The 18,629-nt window shown below is 73.7% G+C and carries 14 protein-coding genes; 3 read left to right on the forward strand and 11 right to left on the reverse strand.

Annotation, left to right across the window (positions count from 1 at the left end):
- Positions 1 to 1,029: a sulfotransferase family protein gene (locus Q2K16_RS06650; RefSeq protein WP_302744167.1), complete on the reverse strand. Its 1,029-nt coding sequence runs from the start codon at positions 1,027 to 1,029 to the stop codon at positions 1 to 3.
- Positions 1,026 to 2,270, reverse strand: a complete 1,245-nt coding sequence (locus Q2K16_RS06655; RefSeq protein ID WP_302744168.1) for a glycosyltransferase — start codon at positions 2,268 to 2,270, stop codon at positions 1,026 to 1,028. The genes Q2K16_RS06650 and Q2K16_RS06655 overlap by 4 nt, the downstream gene beginning before the upstream one ends.
- Before the next feature lie 239 nt (positions 2,271 to 2,509).
- Between Q2K16_RS06655 and Q2K16_RS06660 the strand changes: the two genes are divergently transcribed.
- From Q2K16_RS06660 to Q2K16_RS06670, 3 genes are read left to right on the forward strand one after another with little or no spacing between them, the layout of a single operon-like run.
- Positions 2,510 to 3,445: a sulfotransferase family protein gene (locus tag Q2K16_RS06660; protein ID WP_302744169.1), complete on the forward strand. Its 936-nt coding sequence runs from the start codon at positions 2,510 to 2,512 to the stop codon at positions 3,443 to 3,445.
- The gene (locus Q2K16_RS06665; RefSeq protein WP_302744170.1) at positions 3,438 to 4,244 is read left to right on the forward strand and encodes a sulfotransferase family protein; all 807 of its coding nucleotides are present in this window, start codon (positions 3,438 to 3,440) and stop codon (positions 4,242 to 4,244) included. Before Q2K16_RS06660 ends, Q2K16_RS06665 begins: the two co-directional genes overlap by 8 nt.
- A gap of 5 nt (positions 4,245 to 4,249) precedes the next feature.
- The gene (locus Q2K16_RS06670) at positions 4,250 to 5,767 is read left to right on the forward strand and encodes a hypothetical protein (protein WP_302744171.1); all 1,518 of its coding nucleotides are present in this window, start codon (positions 4,250 to 4,252) and stop codon (positions 5,765 to 5,767) included.
- Between the two features lie 4 nt (positions 5,768 to 5,771).
- Here the strand turns inward: Q2K16_RS06670 and Q2K16_RS06675 are convergent, their stop codons facing one another.
- The 9 genes from Q2K16_RS06675 to Q2K16_RS06715 form a co-directional block, all read right to left on the reverse strand.
- Positions 5,772 to 6,617: a sulfotransferase family protein gene (locus Q2K16_RS06675; protein ID WP_302744172.1), complete on the reverse strand. Its 846-nt coding sequence runs from the start codon at positions 6,615 to 6,617 to the stop codon at positions 5,772 to 5,774.
- A complete protein-coding gene (locus Q2K16_RS06680; protein WP_302744173.1) occupies positions 6,614 to 8,179 on the reverse strand; it encodes an oligosaccharide flippase family protein in 1,566 nt (521 codons plus the stop codon). Before Q2K16_RS06680 ends, Q2K16_RS06675 begins: the two co-directional genes overlap by 4 nt.
- Before the next feature lie 6 nt (positions 8,180 to 8,185).
- Positions 8,186 to 9,274 carry a Wzz/FepE/Etk N-terminal domain-containing protein gene (locus Q2K16_RS06685; protein ID WP_302744174.1) on the reverse strand — a complete coding sequence of 363 codons (1,089 nt, stop codon included), beginning with the start codon at positions 9,272 to 9,274 and terminating at the stop codon, positions 8,186 to 8,188.
- Complete coding sequence (locus Q2K16_RS06690; RefSeq protein ID WP_302744175.1) at positions 9,271 to 10,770, reverse strand: O-antigen ligase family protein; 1,500 nt, start codon at positions 10,768 to 10,770, stop codon at positions 9,271 to 9,273. Before Q2K16_RS06690 ends, Q2K16_RS06685 begins: the two co-directional genes overlap by 4 nt.
- Positions 10,771 to 10,834: 64 nt before the next feature.
- Positions 10,835 to 12,127, reverse strand: coding sequence for a glycosyltransferase family 4 protein (locus Q2K16_RS06695; protein ID WP_302744176.1), 1,293 nt, complete (start codon positions 12,125 to 12,127; stop codon positions 10,835 to 10,837).
- Positions 12,128 to 12,367: 240 nt separating this feature from the next.
- The gene (locus Q2K16_RS06700; RefSeq protein ID WP_302744177.1) at positions 12,368 to 15,586 is read right to left on the reverse strand and encodes a ThuA domain-containing protein; all 3,219 of its coding nucleotides are present in this window, start codon (positions 15,584 to 15,586) and stop codon (positions 12,368 to 12,370) included.
- A 392-nt stretch (positions 15,587 to 15,978) separates the two neighbouring features.
- Positions 15,979 to 17,091, reverse strand: coding sequence for a sugar phosphate isomerase/epimerase family protein (locus Q2K16_RS06705; RefSeq protein ID WP_302744178.1), 1,113 nt, complete (start codon positions 17,089 to 17,091; stop codon positions 15,979 to 15,981).
- A gap of 465 nt (positions 17,092 to 17,556) precedes the next feature.
- Positions 17,557 to 18,138 carry a TlpA family protein disulfide reductase gene (locus Q2K16_RS06710; protein WP_302744179.1) on the reverse strand — a complete coding sequence of 194 codons (582 nt, stop codon included), beginning with the start codon at positions 18,136 to 18,138 and terminating at the stop codon, positions 17,557 to 17,559.
- Positions 18,135 to 18,587, reverse strand: coding sequence for a hypothetical protein (locus Q2K16_RS06715; protein ID WP_302744180.1), 453 nt, complete (start codon positions 18,585 to 18,587; stop codon positions 18,135 to 18,137). The genes Q2K16_RS06710 and Q2K16_RS06715 overlap by 4 nt, the downstream gene beginning before the upstream one ends.
- Positions 18,588 to 18,629: the final 42 nt, after the last annotated feature.

The raw sequence follows: 18,629 nt of genomic DNA on the forward strand, positions 1-18,629 counted from the left end.
TCAGCCCTCCTCGTGCCGGGCAGACCCCGACCGCCCGACGCCCACCGACCGCCCACCGGCCGCCGCCGGCCCACCCCGCACGGGCCGCCCCACCGCCTGGCGGCCCCGCCGAAACGGGTAGCCGAACCGGCGCAGCCCCGGCGCGGTCAGCGCGGTGACCAGCGCGTACGACCAGTGGGACAGGTCACGCCGCCACTGCACGTCGGCGGTGATCGGCACCGGTCCGGTCCGGTGCCGCGACGGGTTGCCGGCCACCGAGTGCGTCGGCGTCAGCCGGACCGTCGCCGGGCCGGTGAACGGGCCGCCGTCGGGGTCCACCCCGGCGAACGCGGCGATCCGGCGCAGGGTCGCCTCCGGGTCGGCGGTCAGGTCCTCGTAGCGCACCCGCAGGTACCCCGTCGGGGCGCGGTCGGCCCACAGCCGGACGGTGACGGTGTTCCAGACCAGCCAGAGCAGGGCGGCCTTCCACACCGGGGGCCGGCTCATCAGCTCGGGGTCGGCGTCGCCGTCCAGCCCCCGGCGACGACGCCAGGAGAACGCGGTGGCCCGGGGGTCGCGGACCAGGTGCAGCACCCGCAGCTCGATGCCGGGCAACGCGCCTACCAGCGCGCCGTACGGGGGCAGCTTCGACGAGTCGACCACCAGCCGGGCCCCGGTGTGCCGGGCCACGGCCGCGTACAGGTCGGCCAGCGCCGGGTCGTCGGGGTGCGCGGGCACCGGCCGGACGCCGCGCCGGTGCCGGCGCAGCAGCGCCGGCAGGCCGCGCATCCGCAGCCGCCCGCGTAGCCCGGCGGCGATCGCGGCGGCCCGGTCGGTCGGCAGCTCTCGGCGCACCTCGCCCCACAGCGGGCAGTCCCGCAGCGGCCGGCCGCAGCCGCACGGCCGGTTCTCCACCTCGCCGCGCTGCCACAGGTAGCGCAGCTCGCCGGCGGCGAAGACCCCGTCGTACTGGCCCAGCACGGTGGTGACCAGGGTGCTGCCGCTGCGTCCGCTGCCGGCCAGGTAGAGCACCCGCACCGGCGGGTTCACACCGGCTCCCGCACGGTCCGCGCGGCGGTCGCGTAGACCTCCCGCAACCGGGTCAGGTGCGCCTGCGGGGAGAAGTCCCGCTCCACCCGCGCCCGGCCGGCCCGCCCCATCCGGTACGCCCGCTGCGGGTCGGTCAGCACCCGGTGCAGCCCGGCGGCCAGCGCGACCGGGTCGTCGGCGGGCACCACCTCGCCGTCCACCCCCGGCGTCACCAGCTCCGGCAGGCCGCCCAGGTCGGAGGCGACCACCGGCACGCCGCAGCCGTACGCCTCCAGCACCGCCATCGGCTGGTTCTCGTTCCACCGGGACGGCACCGCCACGACCGTTGCCGAGCGGACCAGTTCGTGCAGCCGGGCCTTGTCCAGCCGGCCGTGGAACCGGACCCGGCCGGGGGCCCGTCGCCGGGCCAGGTCGGTCAGCCCGTCGCGGGCCGGGCCGTCCCCGGCCACCTCCAGCACGACGTCGTCCGGCAGTCGGGTGAGCGCCTCGATCAGCACGTCGACGCCCTTCTCGGCAGCCAGCCGACCGGCGAAGACCACCGGCCCGCCGGGTGTCGTCTTCACCGCCGTCGTGGCCACGTCGACGAAGTGCGACACCACGTGCATCCGGTCGGGGAAGACACCCGCCCGGCGCATCACGTCGGCCAGGAACCGGCTCGGGCTGACGAACGCCTGCACCGGCCCGTACGCCCGGGTGGCGCGGTGCAGCCACGACTCGACGGCGAGCAGCGAGCTGGCCCCCAGCGACCCGTCCTTGCAGCGGCGGCGGGCCGCGCGCAGCGGGCCGCCTGTCACGCAGGCGTCGCAGACCGTCCCCCGGTCGAGCATCTGGTAGCTGGGGCAGGCCAGCTTGTAGTCGTGCAGGGTCATCACCGCCGGCACCCGGGCGGCCCGCACCGCGGCCAGCACCGACGGGGAGAGCTGGTGGTAGATGTTGTGCAGGTGGACCACGTCGGGCCGGAACTCGTCGAGCACCCGGGCCAGGCCCCGCCGGCTGGCCGGCGACCAGATCATCCGGGCCGCGACCGCCGCCCGGGCGCCCGCGCCGCGCGGCGTCGGGTCCAGCTCCACGTGGGACGGGAAGTGCCCGGCGTACGGGGTGGGGGCGTCGTTGTCCGGGTGGGTCATGCCGAAGAAGGCCACCTCGTCGCCGTCGCCCCGTTGCAGCTCGGCGACGTCGAGCAGGTAGCCCTCGGCACCGCCGCGCCGGTAGAGGAACTTGTTGACATGGAGGACACGCATCGGCCTGCTCCGGGGGTGGCTGCTGCGGTGCGTCGGGGTCGGGAGGTGGGGTGGTCGCCCCGGACAGCAGCGGTGACCAGGGGCCCCACCGTAAGCAACACCCACGTCGTGAGTCCAGCTCATGATCCCCAAGTAGCCACACGGCCCATCGCCGGCTGACCACACGGCCACGTGGTCAGCCGCGATGATCTGCCGGTACCGTGTGCCCCACCCCGCCCGACGTGCCCGAGGAGGACCCGGTGCCCCACCCCGACGAACCCTCGGCGCTGGCGTACACCGCCCGACGGGTCCGCCGGCACCTGCGCTGGGCACGCACCGAGGGCGTCCGGCGGCTGATCGAGGAGGACCGGCTCGACCCGGTCGAGCGGGCCCGCACCGCGCTGGCGAAGTGGCGCTGGCGACGGACCCACCCCGGGCCGCCCGGCCGGGCCGTCCCGGTGTACCTGGTGGGCCTGCAACGTTCCGGCACCAACATGCTGACCCGGGGGTTGGACGCCGACCCGTCGGTGGAGGTCCGCAACGAGAACGACAGGGCCGTGTTCCACCGCTTCCGGTTGCGTCCCGACCCGGTGCTGGCCGCCGTCGTACGCCGCAGCCGGCACCGGTACGTGCTGGTCAAGCCGCTGTGCGACACGCACCGGGTGGACTGGCTGCTCGACCTGCCCGGGGTCGCGCCGGGGCGGGCGCTGTGGGCGTACCGGGACGTCGACGACCGGGCCCGCTCCGAGGTGGCGAAGTTCGGCGACGCCAACCTGCGGGCGTTGCGGGCCATCGCCGACGGCACCATCGGGGACCGCTGGCAGGGGCAGCGCCTGGACGCGCCGACACGGGACCTCGTCGCCGGCTTCGACTACGACCGGATGACCCCGCACACCGCCGCCGCCCTGTTCTGGTACGTGCGCAACTCGTTGTACTTCTCCCTCGGGCTGGCCGACCGGTCGGACACCCTGCTCTGCTCGTACGACGCGCTGGTCGCCGACCCGGCGGGGTACACCCGGCGGCTGTGCGCCTTCCTCGACCTGCCGTACGACCCGGTGCTGCACGCGCACGTCGGCGCGCGCACCCCGGCGCGGCCCCGGCTGGACATCGACACCCGGGTCCGGGCGCTGTGCACCGAGCTGACCGGCCGGTTGGACGCGTCGGCCGGCAGACAGGAGGCGGTGGACCGTGGCTGACCCGCAAACCCCGCCACCCGCCCCCGGGCCGGGCCGCCCGCAGGGGCCGATCTTCCTGGTCGGCTGCCAGCGTTCCGGCACGACGATGCTGCGGCTGGTGCTCGACTCGCACTCCCGGGTGAGCTGCGGCCCGGAGACCCGGTTCCTGGCCGACATGCAACGCATCGTCGGACGGGACTGGGAGCGGCTGGCCCGCTTCGGGTTCCCCCGGGAGTACTGGCTGGGCCGCATCGCCGACTTCTTCGGCGGCATCCAGGCCGACTACGCCAGGTCCCGGGGCAAGACCCGCTGGGCCGACAAGACCCCGCTGTACGCGCTGTCCATCGACTTCCTGGCCGAGGTCTTCCCCGACGCGCAGTTCGTGCACGTCGTGCGGGACGGCCGGGACGTGGTGGTGTCGCACCGCAAGCGGTTCGGCTACTGGTCGGCGGTGAAGTGCGTGGTGAAGTGGCCGCGCTACATCCGGATCGCCCGCGCCGCCGGGGCCCGGCTGCCCGCCGACCGCTACCACGAACTGCGCTACGAGGAGACCGTCACCGACCCGGAGAAGGCCATGCGGGGCCTGTTCGAGTTCCTCGGCGAACCCTGGGAGGCTGGCGTGCTCGACTACGACGGCAAGCAGCACGACGTGGCGGGCAAGTACACCGCCGAGGCGGAGCGACGGCGGGCCGCCGCCGGCACCGACGCCCCGATCTACGGCTCCCGGGTCGGCACCTACCGCCGCGAGCTGGACCCCTTCCTGCGGGTGCTGGTCCGGGTCTTCTCCGGGGCCACCCTGCGCGAACTGGGCTACCGGTGAACCGGGTGCCGCGCGGCGACGCCCCGGCCGGGGGTCCGCCGGCCCCCCGGCTCGGGCGGCGGGCGCTGCTCGCCGGGGTGCTGCTGGTCGCCCTGCTCGCCGGGGCGGCCTGTTCGGACGATCCCGCTCCCGGGCCGGCCCCATCGGCGACCGCGCCGTCGGCCGCCCCGTCGGCCGGTGCCAGCGGTACGCCGCTGCCGGCCGGCGCGCCGGTCCGCAACCCGTTCGGCGCGCACTGGGACTTCTCCCGGCACGACCAGTTCGTGCCCTACCTGGAGAAGCTCACCGGTTCGGCGACGTACCACGAGCTGAGCTGGTGTGACATCGAGAAGACCCAGGGCAGCCCGGACTTCTCGGCGGTGGACCAGATCGCCGAACGCAGCCGTAAGCTCGGCATCACCCTGCACCTGAAGATCCGTACCGGGGTGTGCTGGGCGACCGGCGGGACGGCGAAGTTCACCCGGGGCCAGGCCAACAAGACCGAGTCGGCGATGCCGCAGGACCTCGCCGCCTACCAGAGCTTCGTCCGCACGCTGGTGCAGCGCTACGCCCCGTACGGGGTCCGCGAGTACGCGATCGAGAACGAGGTCAACGCGCAGCAGTACTGGGCGGGCAGCCCCGAGGACTACCGCCGGCTGGTCACCGCCGCCGCCGAGGCGATCCGCGCGGCCGACCCGCAGGCCAAGGTGGTCGACTCGGGCATGAGCAGCGTCGCGTACGGGATGGGGGTCGCCGACCGGCTGCTGCGGGCCGGGCAGCCGGACCAGGCCGTCGCCGCCTACCAGGCGTACTTCCAGCGGCGGATCGGCACCCGGGGGCGGCTGATCCCGGCGGTGGCCGACCCGACGGCGTTGCGCGCGGCGCTGGACAACGCGCAGAACTCCCGGAACCTGGCCTACCTGGCGGTCACCGAGAAGCTGCTCGACGACCGGGTGGTCGACGTCCGGCAGCTGCACTTCTACGAGCACTTCTCCGGGGTGCCGGCGCTGCTGGACTACCTGCGGGCGGAAACCCCGGCCGGGGTGCCGGTGCAGGCGTGGGAGGTCGGCCAGTTCTGGAAGGACGGCGCGGACGACGCCGCAGCCCGGGGCGACGAGATGGTCAAGGTGGTCAGCATGCTGGTCGCCGGTGGTGTCCGCGAGGTGCTCTGGCTGCCGCTGGCGTACAACCCCAACAACCGGGCCGGCGCGGAGGTCCGCTACGGCCTGCTCGACCCGGACGGCACCCAGCGGCAGGCGGGCGCGATGATGGCCGCCCTGGCGGCGGCGGCCCGGGACGCGACCGTCGAGCCGGTGAACGCCAAGGGGCTGACCGGGGTGGCGTTCCGGCGCGGCGTGGAGAGCACCCTGGTGCTCTGGTCGACCTCCACCGGCACCGTGTCGTTGCCGGCTGCGGCCGGGGTGACCGGCGGCCCGGTCGGTGCCGACCCGGCCGCCCGCACCGGCGCGCTGCCGATCGGGCCGAGCCCGGTGCTGCTGCGCGCGCAGGGCGACCCGGCCAGCGTCCTAGCCCCGATCCGCTGACCGGTCACCAGGTGCGCGACCAGCCGAGCAGGTCCGCCAGGCGGGCGTTGTGCGGGGCGAACCCGGCGGCCAGCTCGGCCCGTAGCGCCGGGGTGAGCTGGGAGGGGCCGGTGTCCGCCCGGCGGGTGTGCCTGGCGAACTCCGCCGGGGTGTACGGGGCCAGCCCGAGGAACCGCAGCACGCCCGCGTAGGTGGCCGCCGGGTCGGCGTACAGGTCCTCGCTGCGGATCACGTGCAGCCGGTCCGGGGGCAGGTGGGCGTACCAGCGGTCGAGCTGTTCGGCGTAGCGGCCCCGGGCGGCGTAGGAGAAGTTGCGCAGCGCGTGGTGGGCCGCCGGGGTGTCCGGCCCGTCGGCCAGCGCCGCGGCCAGCCGCCCCGGCTCGGCGGCGAGCGCCTCGGCGAAGCCCAACGGCTCCACCCCGTAGGAGCGGGTGTGCAGGTAGTGCGAGTAGGCCCGTTCGACCGGGTCGCGCAGCAGCGCCACGAACCGGGCCTCGGGCAGCGTCGCCGCCACCCGGGCCGGGACGCCGGGGTGGAACAGGTAGTAGGGGCTGGCCTCGAAGCTGCGCCGGCCGGGGGCGGCCGGCGGGAAGTGCGCCCGGTACCAGCGCGGCCCCCGCCGGTAGTGCAGGCTGAAGAACTGGAGTTCCTTGCCGGTGGCCGGCCGCACGTCGGGGTGCGCGGCGAGGTAGTGGTGCAGCGAGGTGGTGCCGCACCGCTGCCCGCCGATGATCAGGAAGTCGGGCAGCGCGCCGACCCGGCCGGGCAGCGCCGCGCGTCCCCAGGCGCGGGTGCCGCGTACCACCCGGCGCAGCCGGTCCACGGTGGCCCGCCGCGGCCCCGCGCTCACCGCGACACCGCCCGACCGGCCTCGTCGACGGCCGGGGCGGGATCGTCCCCGGGGCCGCGCGGGGTGTCCCGGCGGCGTCGGCGGGCCAGGGTGCGCAGCACCATCAGATCCTCCCGGCTGAGCCCCAGCGCCAGCACGGCCCCCAGGTAGACGGCCACGATCGCGGCCAGCCCGGCGACCGGCCGCCACGGCCAGTCCGGCACCAGCCAGCGCACCAGCAGCCCGGCGAGCAGCGCGGCGACCCCGGCGGCCAGGCCCTTGGCCATCCCGACGGTGAACGGCAGCGCGCCGGTCAGGTGGCGGACCTGCACCACCCGGGCGATGTTGACCACGATCAGCGAGGCGCTCCACGCCGCCGCCGCGCCGACGATCCCGTAGGCGGGGATGAGCCAGAGGTTGAGCAGCACGTTGAGCACCAGGGCGACCAGGTTGTCGGCCATGTTGAGGGCCACCCGGCCGGACATGTTCAGCACCGTGCCGCACGGGCCGGTGGCCGCGTTGACGAGCTGGCCGAGGGCGAGGACCACGGTCACCGCCGCGCCGGTGGCGACCTCGCCGCCGAAGACGCGCAGCAGGTCGCCGGGGAGGACCAGCAGCGCCACGAACGCCGGCAGCGACAGCCGCACCACCCAGCCGGTGGCCACCGCGTAGACCCGGCGGACGTCGTCGAGGTCCCCCCGGTGGTAAAGGTGCGCCAGGTACGGGCCGAACGCCGCGTTGACCGGGGCGAGCACGAAGATGGCGACGGTGACCAGCCGGGTGGCGACGTTGTAGACGCCGATGTCCGGGTTGGCGAAGAAGCCGAGCAGCAGGGTGTCGACCCAGATCAGCCCGGTCGACGACAGCGACGACACCCAGCTGACCGTGGAGAAGCGGAACAGCTCCCCCGGCCGGTGCACCGGGCGGGCCGGGGGCACCCGGCGGACCAGCCGGGCCAGCGCCAGCAGGGCGAGCAGGGCGGCCGACCAGCCGGCCACCACCAGCGCCCAGAACGCCCCGGTCAGCCCGGCCCCGGTGAGCAGGGCGAGCCCGGTGAGCAACAGCCGGGTCCCCGGCTCGTAGAGCTGGCCGATGAAGGTGAACGGCCGTTGGGTACGCCAGCCCCGGGTCGCCGCCAGCGCCGCCTCGCAGACCGTCGAGGCGGGCAGGGTCAGCGCGACCAGCCGCAGCCCGGTGACCAGCCCCGGGTCGTGCAGCCGGTCGGCCAGCCACGGTGCGCCCGCCGCCAGCGCCCCGGCGAGGACGACCGACGAGCCGGCCGAGACGGCCAGTCCCAACCGGATGGTGCCGCGCAGCGCCGGGGCGTCCGCGTCGGCCAGGTGCACCGCCACGAACCGGGTGAGGCCGGCCCGGAACCCGGACAGCGACAGCAGCCCGGCCAGCGACAGCACCGCATAGCACTGGGCGTACCGGCCGACCTCCCGGATGCCCAGCACCCGGGCCAGCAGCAGCATGATCAGGAAAACCGCCGCCTGGCTGAGCAGGGCGCCGAGCAGGTTGAGCCCGCCGCCCCGGGCCATCCCCCGGACGTGCTTGTCGCCCTGCGCGGACGCGTGCGACACCGCCACCTACCGGCGTCGGTGCTGCTCGGGCACGGCCGAGGTGACGACAGGCAGCACCACCGTGTCGTCGCCGCCACGCCGCGCGCCGGTCAGCGCCGGGGCGGCCCGGCCGACCGCCGGCGGCTGACCGGCCCGACGGCTGCGCGACAGCCACTCCAGCACCGCCACCAGCAGCACGGCCAGCAGCAGGCCGGCACCGGACACCGGCAGTACCAGCGCGACGAGCGCCTTGACCCGGGACACCGGCTGCACCTCACCGACGCTCGTCACCTTCTCCGGGTCGGCGGCCTGGGACTGGGCGCGGGCCTGTTGCAGCCCCTGCCGGGCCGAGGCCAACGCGCTGGTGGCGCTGTCGCGCTGGGCGAGCAGCGCCTGGTAGTCGGGCAGCTTCGGGCCGAGCCCGTCGAGCCGCTTCTGCCCGGCGCTGATCGACTCGGCGGCGGCGTCGGCGCCCCGGGTGTTGCCGACCGCCTGCATCTGCAACTGCTGCTGCCGCAGGCTGGCGATCTCCTGGAGGGTCGACTGGTAGAGCTTGTCGGGCTGGCTGACCTTGTTGGCCTTCTCCCAGTCGTTGATCGCCCGGGTGGCGGTGGTCAGCTCGTCGGTGGCCGTCTTCACCTCGTCGGTGGCGATGCCGACCTGGCTGGCGAACAGGAAGGCCAGGGCCCGCTTGCCGGTCGCGGCGAGCACCGGGGCGACGGTGGACCGGTCGGTGGTGGTGTAGGTAACGGTGAGCTGGCTGCTCGCGCCGACCTGCTTGACCGCCAGGCCGTCGCGCAGCGCGTCGGCGGGGACCCCGGTGTCGGCGGCCACCTGGTCGACCACCTGCGGGGAGGTCACCGCCGCGGCGAAGGCCGCCGCGAACTGGTTGGCCGCCTGGGTGCCGGTGTACTGCTGGGCCGCGCTGCCGCCGACCAGGGCGGGCGCGGCGACGTACGAGGTGGCCGCGTACTGCTGCGGGCCGAGCAGGACGACCAGCGCGGCCGCCGCCCCGGCCACCAGCGGAATGCCCACCAGCAGCCAGAGTCGACGCCGCGCGACCCGCAGATAGTCGACGATCTCCACCCTGCTGCTCCCCACTGCTCGTTGCTTCATCGGTTGTGCCACCCGGTCGTCACCGGTCGGGGTGTCGCCGCGCGGGACGGCTCGGCCGGTAGCCCCCGGGCGACCGCGCCGGCCGCCGCCGCGAACGCCGCGAAATACCACAGGGTGACCACGTTCGAGATCACGTTGGACGCCGCGCTGACCGCGACGAAGGCGACCGCGCAGCCCAGGAACCCGACCGCGATCCCCCGGCCGAGGCTCCCCGGTGGGGCGCGGCGCAGCGCGTTCAGCCCGGTGTGCAGGCACAGCGCCATCATCGCCAGGTACGCCAGCAGCCCGGCCAGCCCGGTCTCCACGTACGCGCGCAGGAAGTCGTTGTGCGGCTTCTTCGCCTCGTCGGCCTCGAACTTCGTCATGTTGGGGCCGATCCCGGTGACCGGGTTGCGGTTGGCCAGCGACACGATCTCCGACCAGTAGCCGACCCGCCAGGCGAGGGTGTTGCCGGTCGGGCCGCCGCCCACGGCGGTGCTGTCGGCGAGCTGCCCGAAACGGTGCGCGACGCTCGGCAGCAGCGCCACCCCGGCCACCGCGACCAGGCAGAGCGCCACCAGCATCCGCCGGCTGCGGTGCAGCACCGCCACCACCAGCAGGCCCAGTCCCGCCCCGAGGATCGCGCTGCGGGTGTTGGTGAGCAGCAGGAACAGCAGCGACGCGGTGAGCAGCACGCCGAGGCCGAGCCGTAGCCGGCGGCTCAGGTAGCGGTGGATGCCGAACCCGAAGATCACCATGAACATCAGGTAGCGGCCGAAGGTGGTGGACTGGCTGAACGGGCCGCTGATCCGGGTGAAGTCCCCCTTGATCTCGGCCGGCGGGTGGCCGAGCAGGGACAGCAGGGCGGTGTAGCCGACCGCCAGCGCCAGCGAGGCGTACGCGGCGAGCAGCACCCGGCGGACCGCCGGCAGGTCCGGCATCAGCTGCTCCAGCACCACGAACATCACCACCACGGTGCCGATCCGCAGCGCCTCCAGGGCGCTGGGCACCGGCTGGGCGGCCCCCGCCGCGCTGACCAGGCAGGTGGCCCCGACCAGCAGCATCGCCACGCCGAGCGGCGAGCCGCGCAGCCGGCCCCGCTGGCGGAGCTGGGCGGCGAGCCAGAGGCCGGCGGCGAGCAGGAACAGCACCGCGAGGATCGTCGACGGGTCCATCGCCCGGGTCGCCGCCGCGCCGTCGGCCCGGCCGGCGGTCGGGCCGCTGAGCTTGAACAGGTCGACGCAGGAGCGGACCGCCAGCATCAGCAGCACGTACGCCGCGAACCGGGTGAGCGCGAGCACGCCGACGGCCAGTCCGGCGAGAACCACCAGGGGCAGCACCGCGCCGACCCGGCCACCACCGGACGCGGTCAGCCCGACGCCGAGCGCCACCGCGGCGCACAGCAGCGCCGCGCCGACGGTCAGCAGGCGGGCGGTCGGATCACCTGCGGACCACCGGCGTCGCCCGCCGTCGGGCAGGGCGAGGTCGCCCTCCGTGCCGTGTCGCTGTCCGTCCACCGCTCGCCGACCACTCGTTTCCAGGGAACTGTTGCCGGTCGCCGCCGACGGCCGGAAGAACGGCCTAATCTAACGGTCGCCGAGGTCGGGGGACATGGGCCGTTACGCCGACCGTGGGCGACCCAACGTCCGGTTCCCCGGGGCGGGGGGCGCGCAGAGCCAGCGAGAAGTAGAGTTTTTCCAGCTCACGGGCGGCTGCGTCCCAGCTGTACTCGGCGAGCACCCGGTCACGCAACAGGGCCGCGCCGGCCCGTTCGGCCGGCAGGTTGGCGGTCACGGTGCCCAGCGCCCGCAGCAGGTCGTCGACGTCACCGTCGCGGAACAGCCGCTGCCCCGGCCCGTCGCGGTCGAGCACCTCACGGTGGGGTTCGATGTCGCTGGCCACCACCGGCAGCCCGTACGAGGCGGCCTCCAGCACGGTCAGCGGCAGCCCCTCCAGGCGGGACGGCTGCACGAAGGCCGCCGCGTGCGAGTACAGCTCGGCCAGCACGTCGCCGTAGACGAAGTCGGTGAACACGATGCGCGGGTCGTCGCCGGCGGCCTCGCGGAGCCGGGCGACGTAGCCGTCGGTGAACGCGGAGCCGCCGACGATGGCCAGCCGCAGGTCGGTGGGGAGCCGCCGGAACGCCCGGACGAGCAGGTCGGCGGCTTTCTCGGGGACGAGCCGGCCGACCAGCAGCAGGTAGCCGCCGGGGCGCAGGCCGAACCGGGTCAGTTCCCCCGGCGGCCGGTGGGTGGGGGCGGCCACCCCGTTGGGGATGTAGCGGGCGGGCCGGCCGAACCGGGTGGTGTAGTGCGCCGCCAGGCCCCGCGACACGGTCACCCGGGCGTCGGGCAGGTGCCCGCTGAGCCGGTACGCGGTGCCGAGCACGGCCCGCGCCGCCCGGCCCCACTTGTCGCGCTGGTTGTCCAGCCCGTGCACGGTGAGCACCACGCGGGCGCGGGAGGCATACCGGGCCAGCGGCGCGGTCAGCACCGGGCCGAGGCCGTGGTAGTGCACGATGTCGGGGCGTTCGGTCAGCGCCGCCAGGGTCGAGGTGGCCGAGTGCACGATGGCGTCGAGGTGCTTGCTGGGCACGGTACGGGCCCGCCGCAGCCGGATGCCCCGGTGCCGGGTCGCCTCCACCGCGCCGTAGCTGTCCCGGCAGTAGACGGTCACCTCGTGGCCGAGGCCGGCCAGCCGGCTGGACACCTCCTCCACGTGCCGTTCGATCCCCCCGTAGGTGGCCGGCACGCCCTTCTGGCCGATCATCGCCACCCGCAGGGGACGCCAGGCCGGCGGGCGGGTCAGGCTCGGCCCCGAGCGGTCGGGGCGGAGCTGCTCTCCCCGGTCGGCGGCATCGTTACGGAACGGCACTGTCCCCCCTCGTTCTCGCTACCCACCGGGGCGGTGGCGCGGCCCCCGGCGCACGGGACGCTAGATCATCGACGTTCGGCCGGCCACTGGCCGGTCAGTCAGACCTGACCGGCCACCGGCACCGCCGGCCGGGTGGGAACACCTGCGGGTGCCGCCCGGCCGGGTGCCGGTGGCCGCCCGGGTGCCGGTACGTCGCCGGGAGGACGGAGTCTCCGTCCTCCCGGCGACCGGAGGGTGACGTCAGGAGGTCGGGCCGCCGAACTCCACCCAGTTGAGGTTGAACAGGCTGGTCGTGGGTCCGCCGGAGACGGGCTTGAAGACCAGGTAGAGCGCGTGCGTGCCGGCTGCCTGGCTGACCGGGAAGGTCTGGCTGGCCCAGGCGCTGGTGCCGGTGGTCGCGTTGAGCGTCGCGCTGGTCACCAGCTCACCGGTCGGCGAGTCGAGCCGCAGTTCGACGATGCCGCGCGGGGTTCCGGCGGTGGCCGTGGAGCCACCGGCGTACCGGAAGGTGATCTTGTCGATCCCGCCCAGGTTGATCGGATCGAGCGCGATGTGGTCACCGTTGTCGATGCCGGACACGTGCTGGCCGCCACCGGTGTCGGTGGTGTTGGCCAGGGTGACGCCCTGCTGGACCTGGGCGAACTCGGCCTGCTGCCGGAAGGTCTGCAGGACGATCTGGTCGAGCGAGGACAGCGCCGGCTGGCCGTTGGCGCCCTTGTCGGTGTAGGTGGCGCTGATCGCGCCGTACAGGTAGCCACCGGCGTGGTCGGCGCCGTCGGCCGGGGTCTCGAACGAACCCGAGCAGCCGTTGGCGTCGCTCATGCCGTGGCCGTGGGTGTCGTGACCCAGGACGAAGGAGACCGTGACCCGGCTGCAGTCGATCGGGCCGTCCTCGGGGTCGGTCACGGTGACCGTCCACGGCACGGTGTCACCCCAGTTGAAGAACGTGCCCGACAGCGGCGAGGTGACCTTCACGGTGGGCGCGGTGTTGCCCACGGTGATCTCACGGGTGAGCACCGCCGTCTTGCCGCTGGAGTCGGTGACCGTCAGCTTGGCGGTGAAGACCCCGTTGGCGGTGTAGGTGTGCGACGCGTCCCGCTGGGTCGAGTCGGTGGTGCCGTTGCCGTCGAAGTCCCAGGCGTAGGTGATGGTCTCACCCGGGTCCGCGTCGTAGGAGCCCTCGGCGGAGAACTGCACGGTCAGCGGCGCCTGGCCGGAGGTCGGGCTGGCCGAGAGTTCGGCCACCGGCGCCCGGGTGCCCTTGGCGTAGCGGATCACCGACAGCGCGGCGTCCGGGTTGGCCCGGAAGAAGCCGTCGCCGTACTCCAGCAGGTAGAGGCTGCCGTCCGGGCCGAACTCCATGTCCATCGGGTTGTCGAAGACGAAGCCCGGCAGGAACTGCTCCACCCCGACCAGCTTGCCGCTGCCGTTGGTGCGCATCATGAAGATCTTGTCCCTGGTGAACTCCCCGAAGACGACCGCGTCGTTGTAGTACTCCGGGAACTTGGTCTCGGAGGCCAGCGCGGCGTCGTACTTGTAGACCGGGCCGCCCATCGGGCCGACGCCACCGGTGCCGAGCACCGGCCACTTGAACTCACAGGTGCCGGGCGGGGTGCTCAGGTACGCCTCGGCGCAGGTGGTGGTGGCCCGGAAGGTGTAGTTGAGCTGCGGGTCCTGCACCGGCGGGAGGACCTGCCGGCCGGTGTTGCGCGGCGAGTCGTTCACCGGCGCGGCGCAGTTGAACGCGCCCTTGGACTGCTTGGTCACGAAGTCGTAGTCGATGTACGGCAGGGTCGGCGAGTAGCAGTACGGCCAGCCGTAGTTGCCGGCCTTGTTGGTGGCGATCCACCGGCCGGTGCCCTCGGGGCCCCGGGCCGCGTTCGGCACCTGCGAGTCCGGCGAGTAGTCACCGATGTAGACGAAACCCCGGGAGTCCACGTCGAAGCGGAACGGATTGCGCAGACCCATCAGGAAGATCTCCGGGCGGGTCTTGTCGTCCCGGTCCTCGGCCTCGGGGAAGAGGTTGCCGGCCGGGATGCTGTACGACCCGTCCGCCTTCACCTTGATCCGCAGCACCTTGCCCCGCAGGTCGTTGGTGTTGCCGGCGGACCGCTGGGCGTCGTAGCCCGGCCCCTGGGTCGGCGACTCGTTGATCGGGGTGAAGCCGTCCGAGCCACCGGCGTTGGTGTCGTCGCCGGTGACCAGGTAGAGCAGTCCCTTGCCGTCGAACTTGACCTCACCGGCGACGTGGCAGCAGATGCCCCGGTCGGTGTCGACCTTCATGATCTTCTGCTCGCTGGCCAGGTCCAGGTGCGGGGTCGGCTCCTCCACGAACTTGAACCGGGAGAGCTGGTTGTGGCCCTTGTAGACGTCCCACGCGGTCGGGTCGGTGCTGGTCGTCGGCGCGTCCGTGGTGGGGGTGTCGAGCTTCGGCGCGTAGTAGGCGTACACCCACTTGTCGGTGGCGAAGTCCGGCCCGATGGTGACCGACTGGAGGCCGTCCTCGTCGTGCTGGTAGACGGGGATGGTGGTGATCACCGGGCTGGCACCGGTCTTCGGGTCGTACAGCCGGATCTCACCGGCCCGGGTGTTGTGCAGCACCCGGCCGTCGGGCAGCACCGACAGGGTCATCGGCTCGCCCGGCTCGTCGTTGAGGATGACCTTCTCGTAGTTGGCCTTGACGGTCGCGCCGCAGTCGCCCTCGACCATGCCGGCCGACCACTGGATCGCACCGAGCAGGTGCTTGCGGAACGCGCCGTTGGCGTACGTGTCGGCGGTGTCGCCGAGCCCGGTGTAGAACGACCGGCCACCCTGGAAGTCCTTGCACCAGGAGATCGGGTGGTCGTAGCCCATGGTGCCGCCGGTGAACGTCTTCTCGTCCACCGTGGCCAGCACGTGCGCGGTGCCCCGGACGTTGGTGGTGAAGTTGTACCACTGGTCGTTGAGGGTGAGCTGCCGGGCGAGCGGCTTGCTCGCCGGGTGCGCCCGGTCGGCGACGTCGATGCTGGCCGGCCCGCTCGACGCCGTGCCGGCGGCGGTGGTGCCGACGATGTCGCGGTAGAACGTCCACGACGGCTCGGCCTCGACCGCGGCGTGCACGCCGAGGTAGCCGCCGCCGTTGCGGATGTAGCGCTCGAAGGCCGCCTCCTGGCCGCTGTTGAGCACGTCGCCTGTGGTGTTGAGGAACACGACCGCGCCGTAGCTGGCCAGGTTCTCGTCGGAGAAGGCGGTCGAGTTCTGGGTGACGTCGACGGTGAAGCCGTTGCCGTTGCCCAGGGTGCGGATCGCGTTGACGCCCTTGTCGATCGACGGGTGACGCTCACCGTCGGTCTTGGTGAACACCAGGACGCTTGTCGTGTCCTGGGCCGGCTGGGCCAACGCGGGAGCGGTCGCGGCGAGCGGGACGACGATCCCGACCCCTGCGATCGCGGCGAGCCATCGGTGTACCGATCTTGCCATCTGGTTCCTCCGGTGGGGGACGATGTGCTGCCTGCTCCGGGCGGGTGCCGGGGCCACCCGGGTGGTGCGGTGCTGCGTCTCGCTCTCCGGTGGGGACGGGACGACGCCGTCCCGACCCCGTGCGGTTCGCCGACCGGGGAGCTGCGTACGGCCAGGGCCCGTGCCGGGGGCGCGCGGCAGCGCGGCCCGGGGTCACGGGTCGGAAGAGGTCACGTGGTGCGGGGGCGGTTCGCCCGGTGGTGTCCGGGGCCGCCGGGCGGCCCGGACGGTCGGGCGGGCCCGGGAGGTGGCGGTCGCGTCGGGGGACGCGACCGCCACCGCCGGTGCCGCCGGCGGTGGTGCGACCGCCGGTCGGCGCGCAGGGGGCGGCCGGCGGCCGGCCCCCGGGCGGGTCAGTCCTTGTTGTAGATGGTCAGGTCGGCCATGTTGGCGTAGCTGAGCCGGGCGAAGTCCAGCGACTGGCCCGGGTTGGCGGCACCGCCGGGGGCGGTGTCCATCTCCCAGTTGGCGTGGTGGAAGTCGGACTCGCCGATGGTCTGGAAGAACTGCTGGAAGTTGATGTCGCCCTCACCGAGCGGGATCATCTCGTAGCCGTTGGCCAGCGCGGAGTTGCGGTTGCCGTCCTTGGCGTGGAACAGCGGGAACCGCTTGGTGCGCCGGGCCACGTTGAGGATCGGGTCGAACAGCGAGGTCTTCTGCTGGCCGGCCGAGTTGGTGTACTTGGTGTGCTTGAACCGGGCCACGTACGCCCAGTAGATGTCGCACTCGAAGAAGACGTACTTCGGGTCGGTCTTGGCGAAGAAGTACTCCAGCCGGCGCACGCCGGAGGACCGGGTCGGCCTGCCGTTGGCGTCCAACGGGCCGCTGTCGAGCAGGAACGAGTAGGCCACGTCGTGGTTGTGGGTGTAGAGGCGCATCTTGCGCTCCTTGGCCTGCCGGCCGAGCTCGTTCCACAGGTCGGCCGCGGCGTCCCAGTCGGACTGGTAGGCGCTGTTGGTCGGGTCGCTGCCGGTGCCGATGTTCTTCATGCCGAGTTCCTCGGCGATGTCCAGCTGCTGCTGGAAGGTGGCCGCGTTGATCGACGTGTGGGTGCCGTTGGCGACCAGCCCGTTGTCGTCCAGGATCTTGCGGATCTCGGTCGGGGTGATCTGCCGGCCCAGGATCGAGGTGTGCTGGTTGTAGCCGGCGAACTCGATCTCCTTGTAGCCCATCTCGGCGAGGCTGGCGAGCACCCGCTCGAAGCCGTAGGGCACGCCGCTGTCGTCCGGGGCGGCGGAGATCCGGTCCCGGACGCTGTAGAGGATGATGCCCCGGTTCTGCTCCGGGATGAGCGGGTCGACCCGCCACTTGCCGTCCGCGCGGGCCGGGCCCTTGGTCTGGAGCACCGGCAGGCCGGCCGCGCCGAGCACGGCGGCGGCGCCGGCCGACGCGGCCAGCAGCCGACGGCGGGTGACCTGGGCGCGGTATTGGGGGTCGGAGGCCATACGGCGCTGATCCTCGTTCACAAATTCCACCTTTCGAGGGCGGCCCTGACGGGCCACTGAGACGTGCGAGTCCTGCTGGGAGGGTCGAAGGACCTGCGCCGCCGAATACGCGTGGCCCGGTGGATGACTGGTCGGTCAAGGGGGGATGTCAACCGTGTTACGTCTGTGAACCGGACACTAACGGTGGCTGACGGCTAAAGATAGACCTCACACGGAGAAACTTTTGTTCGTGCGAACAAAAGTTCCTGATGGTCGGATCCGCTGCCCGAACGGTCCCCCACACCCGGCTTCCCGGTCGATTCCCCGGCCCCTCACCAGCACGAACACCGGCGATGCCCCGGACGCGGACAGGCGGACACGACGCGGGGGCGCGCCGTCGACCCGCGATCGAATCGACAGCACGCCCGACGCGTGCCCCACCGGCCGGCCCGCCACCGGGCGGGGCGGCCGATCGGAACACCCCGTCCGCCGGTGAGCCGACGCGCGCTACCCGGAACCGGCCAGCACCAGCTCCCCGAGCCGCTGCTCCAGCGCCGCCGCGTCCAGCCCGCCGGGCCAGCCGCGCAGCAACGCGCCGCCCTTGGCGACCAGCACGACGGCCGGTGGCTCACGCACCGCGTACGAGCGCCAGATGGTCTGCTGTTCGTCCACCACGACGGGATACTCCACCCGGTGCGTCCGCAGGTAGTCCTGCAACTCGTCGGCCTGGTCGACGCCGGCCACGCCGACGAAGACCACCCGGTCCCGGTGCCGGCGGGCCAGCTCGCTCAACGCGTCCTGCCGGTCGGCACAGGTGGTGCACCAGGAGCTGAAGAACGTGAGCACCACCGGACGGTCGGCCCAGAGCCGGGCGGCGGTGAGCGGGGTGCCGTCGGTCAGCCCGCCGGTGAACGCCGGGGCGGCCGGCGCGCCACCCGGCGGCGGGCGCAGCGCCAGGTCGGCGGGGACCGGTCCGGGCAACGTCGCGGCACCCCCGGCGAGCGCCGCCGGAGCCGGCCCGTCGGCCGGTCCGGCGGTGCAGCCGGCCAGCACCAGCACCGCCAGCAGCGGCGCGAGCAGCCGCCTCACGCCGGCACCACCGCGACCAGCGCCGGACCCTCGCTGGTGTCCGGGGTCAGGTCGAGCGCCGGCCGGCCGGCCACCTCCAGCCGGTACCCGGCGCGCTGCGGCACCTGCACCGGCACCGCGAACTCGCAGTACGTCGGCACCCGTTCCACCTCAAGGTCCTCGGCGAACGCGGCCACCGCCGTGCCCGCCGGCAGCGTCCCGGTCACCAGGGCCGCCCCGTCGGGGTCGAGCACCCGGAACGGCGCCCGGTGGTGAAAGTAGAGGTACGGTCCGGTGCCGGCGCAGTCCACGCCCTCGGCCCGGATGTTGATGTCGCGGACCAGGACCCGGACGGTGGTCGAGGTGACCGCCTCCGGTCCGGCGTCGGGGCCACCGCAGCCGGCGGCCCCGGCCAGCAGCAGGATCGCCAGCGCGCCGACACCGTGGCGGGCGCTCGTGGTCAGCCGCACGTGGTCTCCTCCCCACCCGTGCCGTGGGTCCGTGGCGGCCTG

The sequence above is a fragment of the Micromonospora cynarisoli genome, from assembly GCF_030518815.1.
In the GTDB taxonomy this organism is placed as follows: domain Bacteria; phylum Actinomycetota; class Actinomycetes; order Mycobacteriales; family Micromonosporaceae; genus Micromonospora; species Micromonospora wenchangensis.

Bases quoted from the DNA above. Each gene is read 5' to 3' on its own strand.
- Q2K16_RS06655 (WP_302744168.1), bottom strand. From the start codon at position 2,270: ATGCGTGTCCTCCATGTCAACAAGTTCCTCTACCGGCGCGGCGGTGCC.
- Q2K16_RS06685 (WP_302744174.1), bottom strand. From the start codon at position 9,274: ATGAAGCAACGAGCAGTGGGGAGCAGCAGGGTGGAGATCGTCGACTAT.
- Q2K16_RS06700 (WP_302744177.1), bottom strand. From the start codon at position 15,586: ATGGCAAGATCGGTACACCGATGGCTCGCCGCGATCGCAGGGGTCGGG.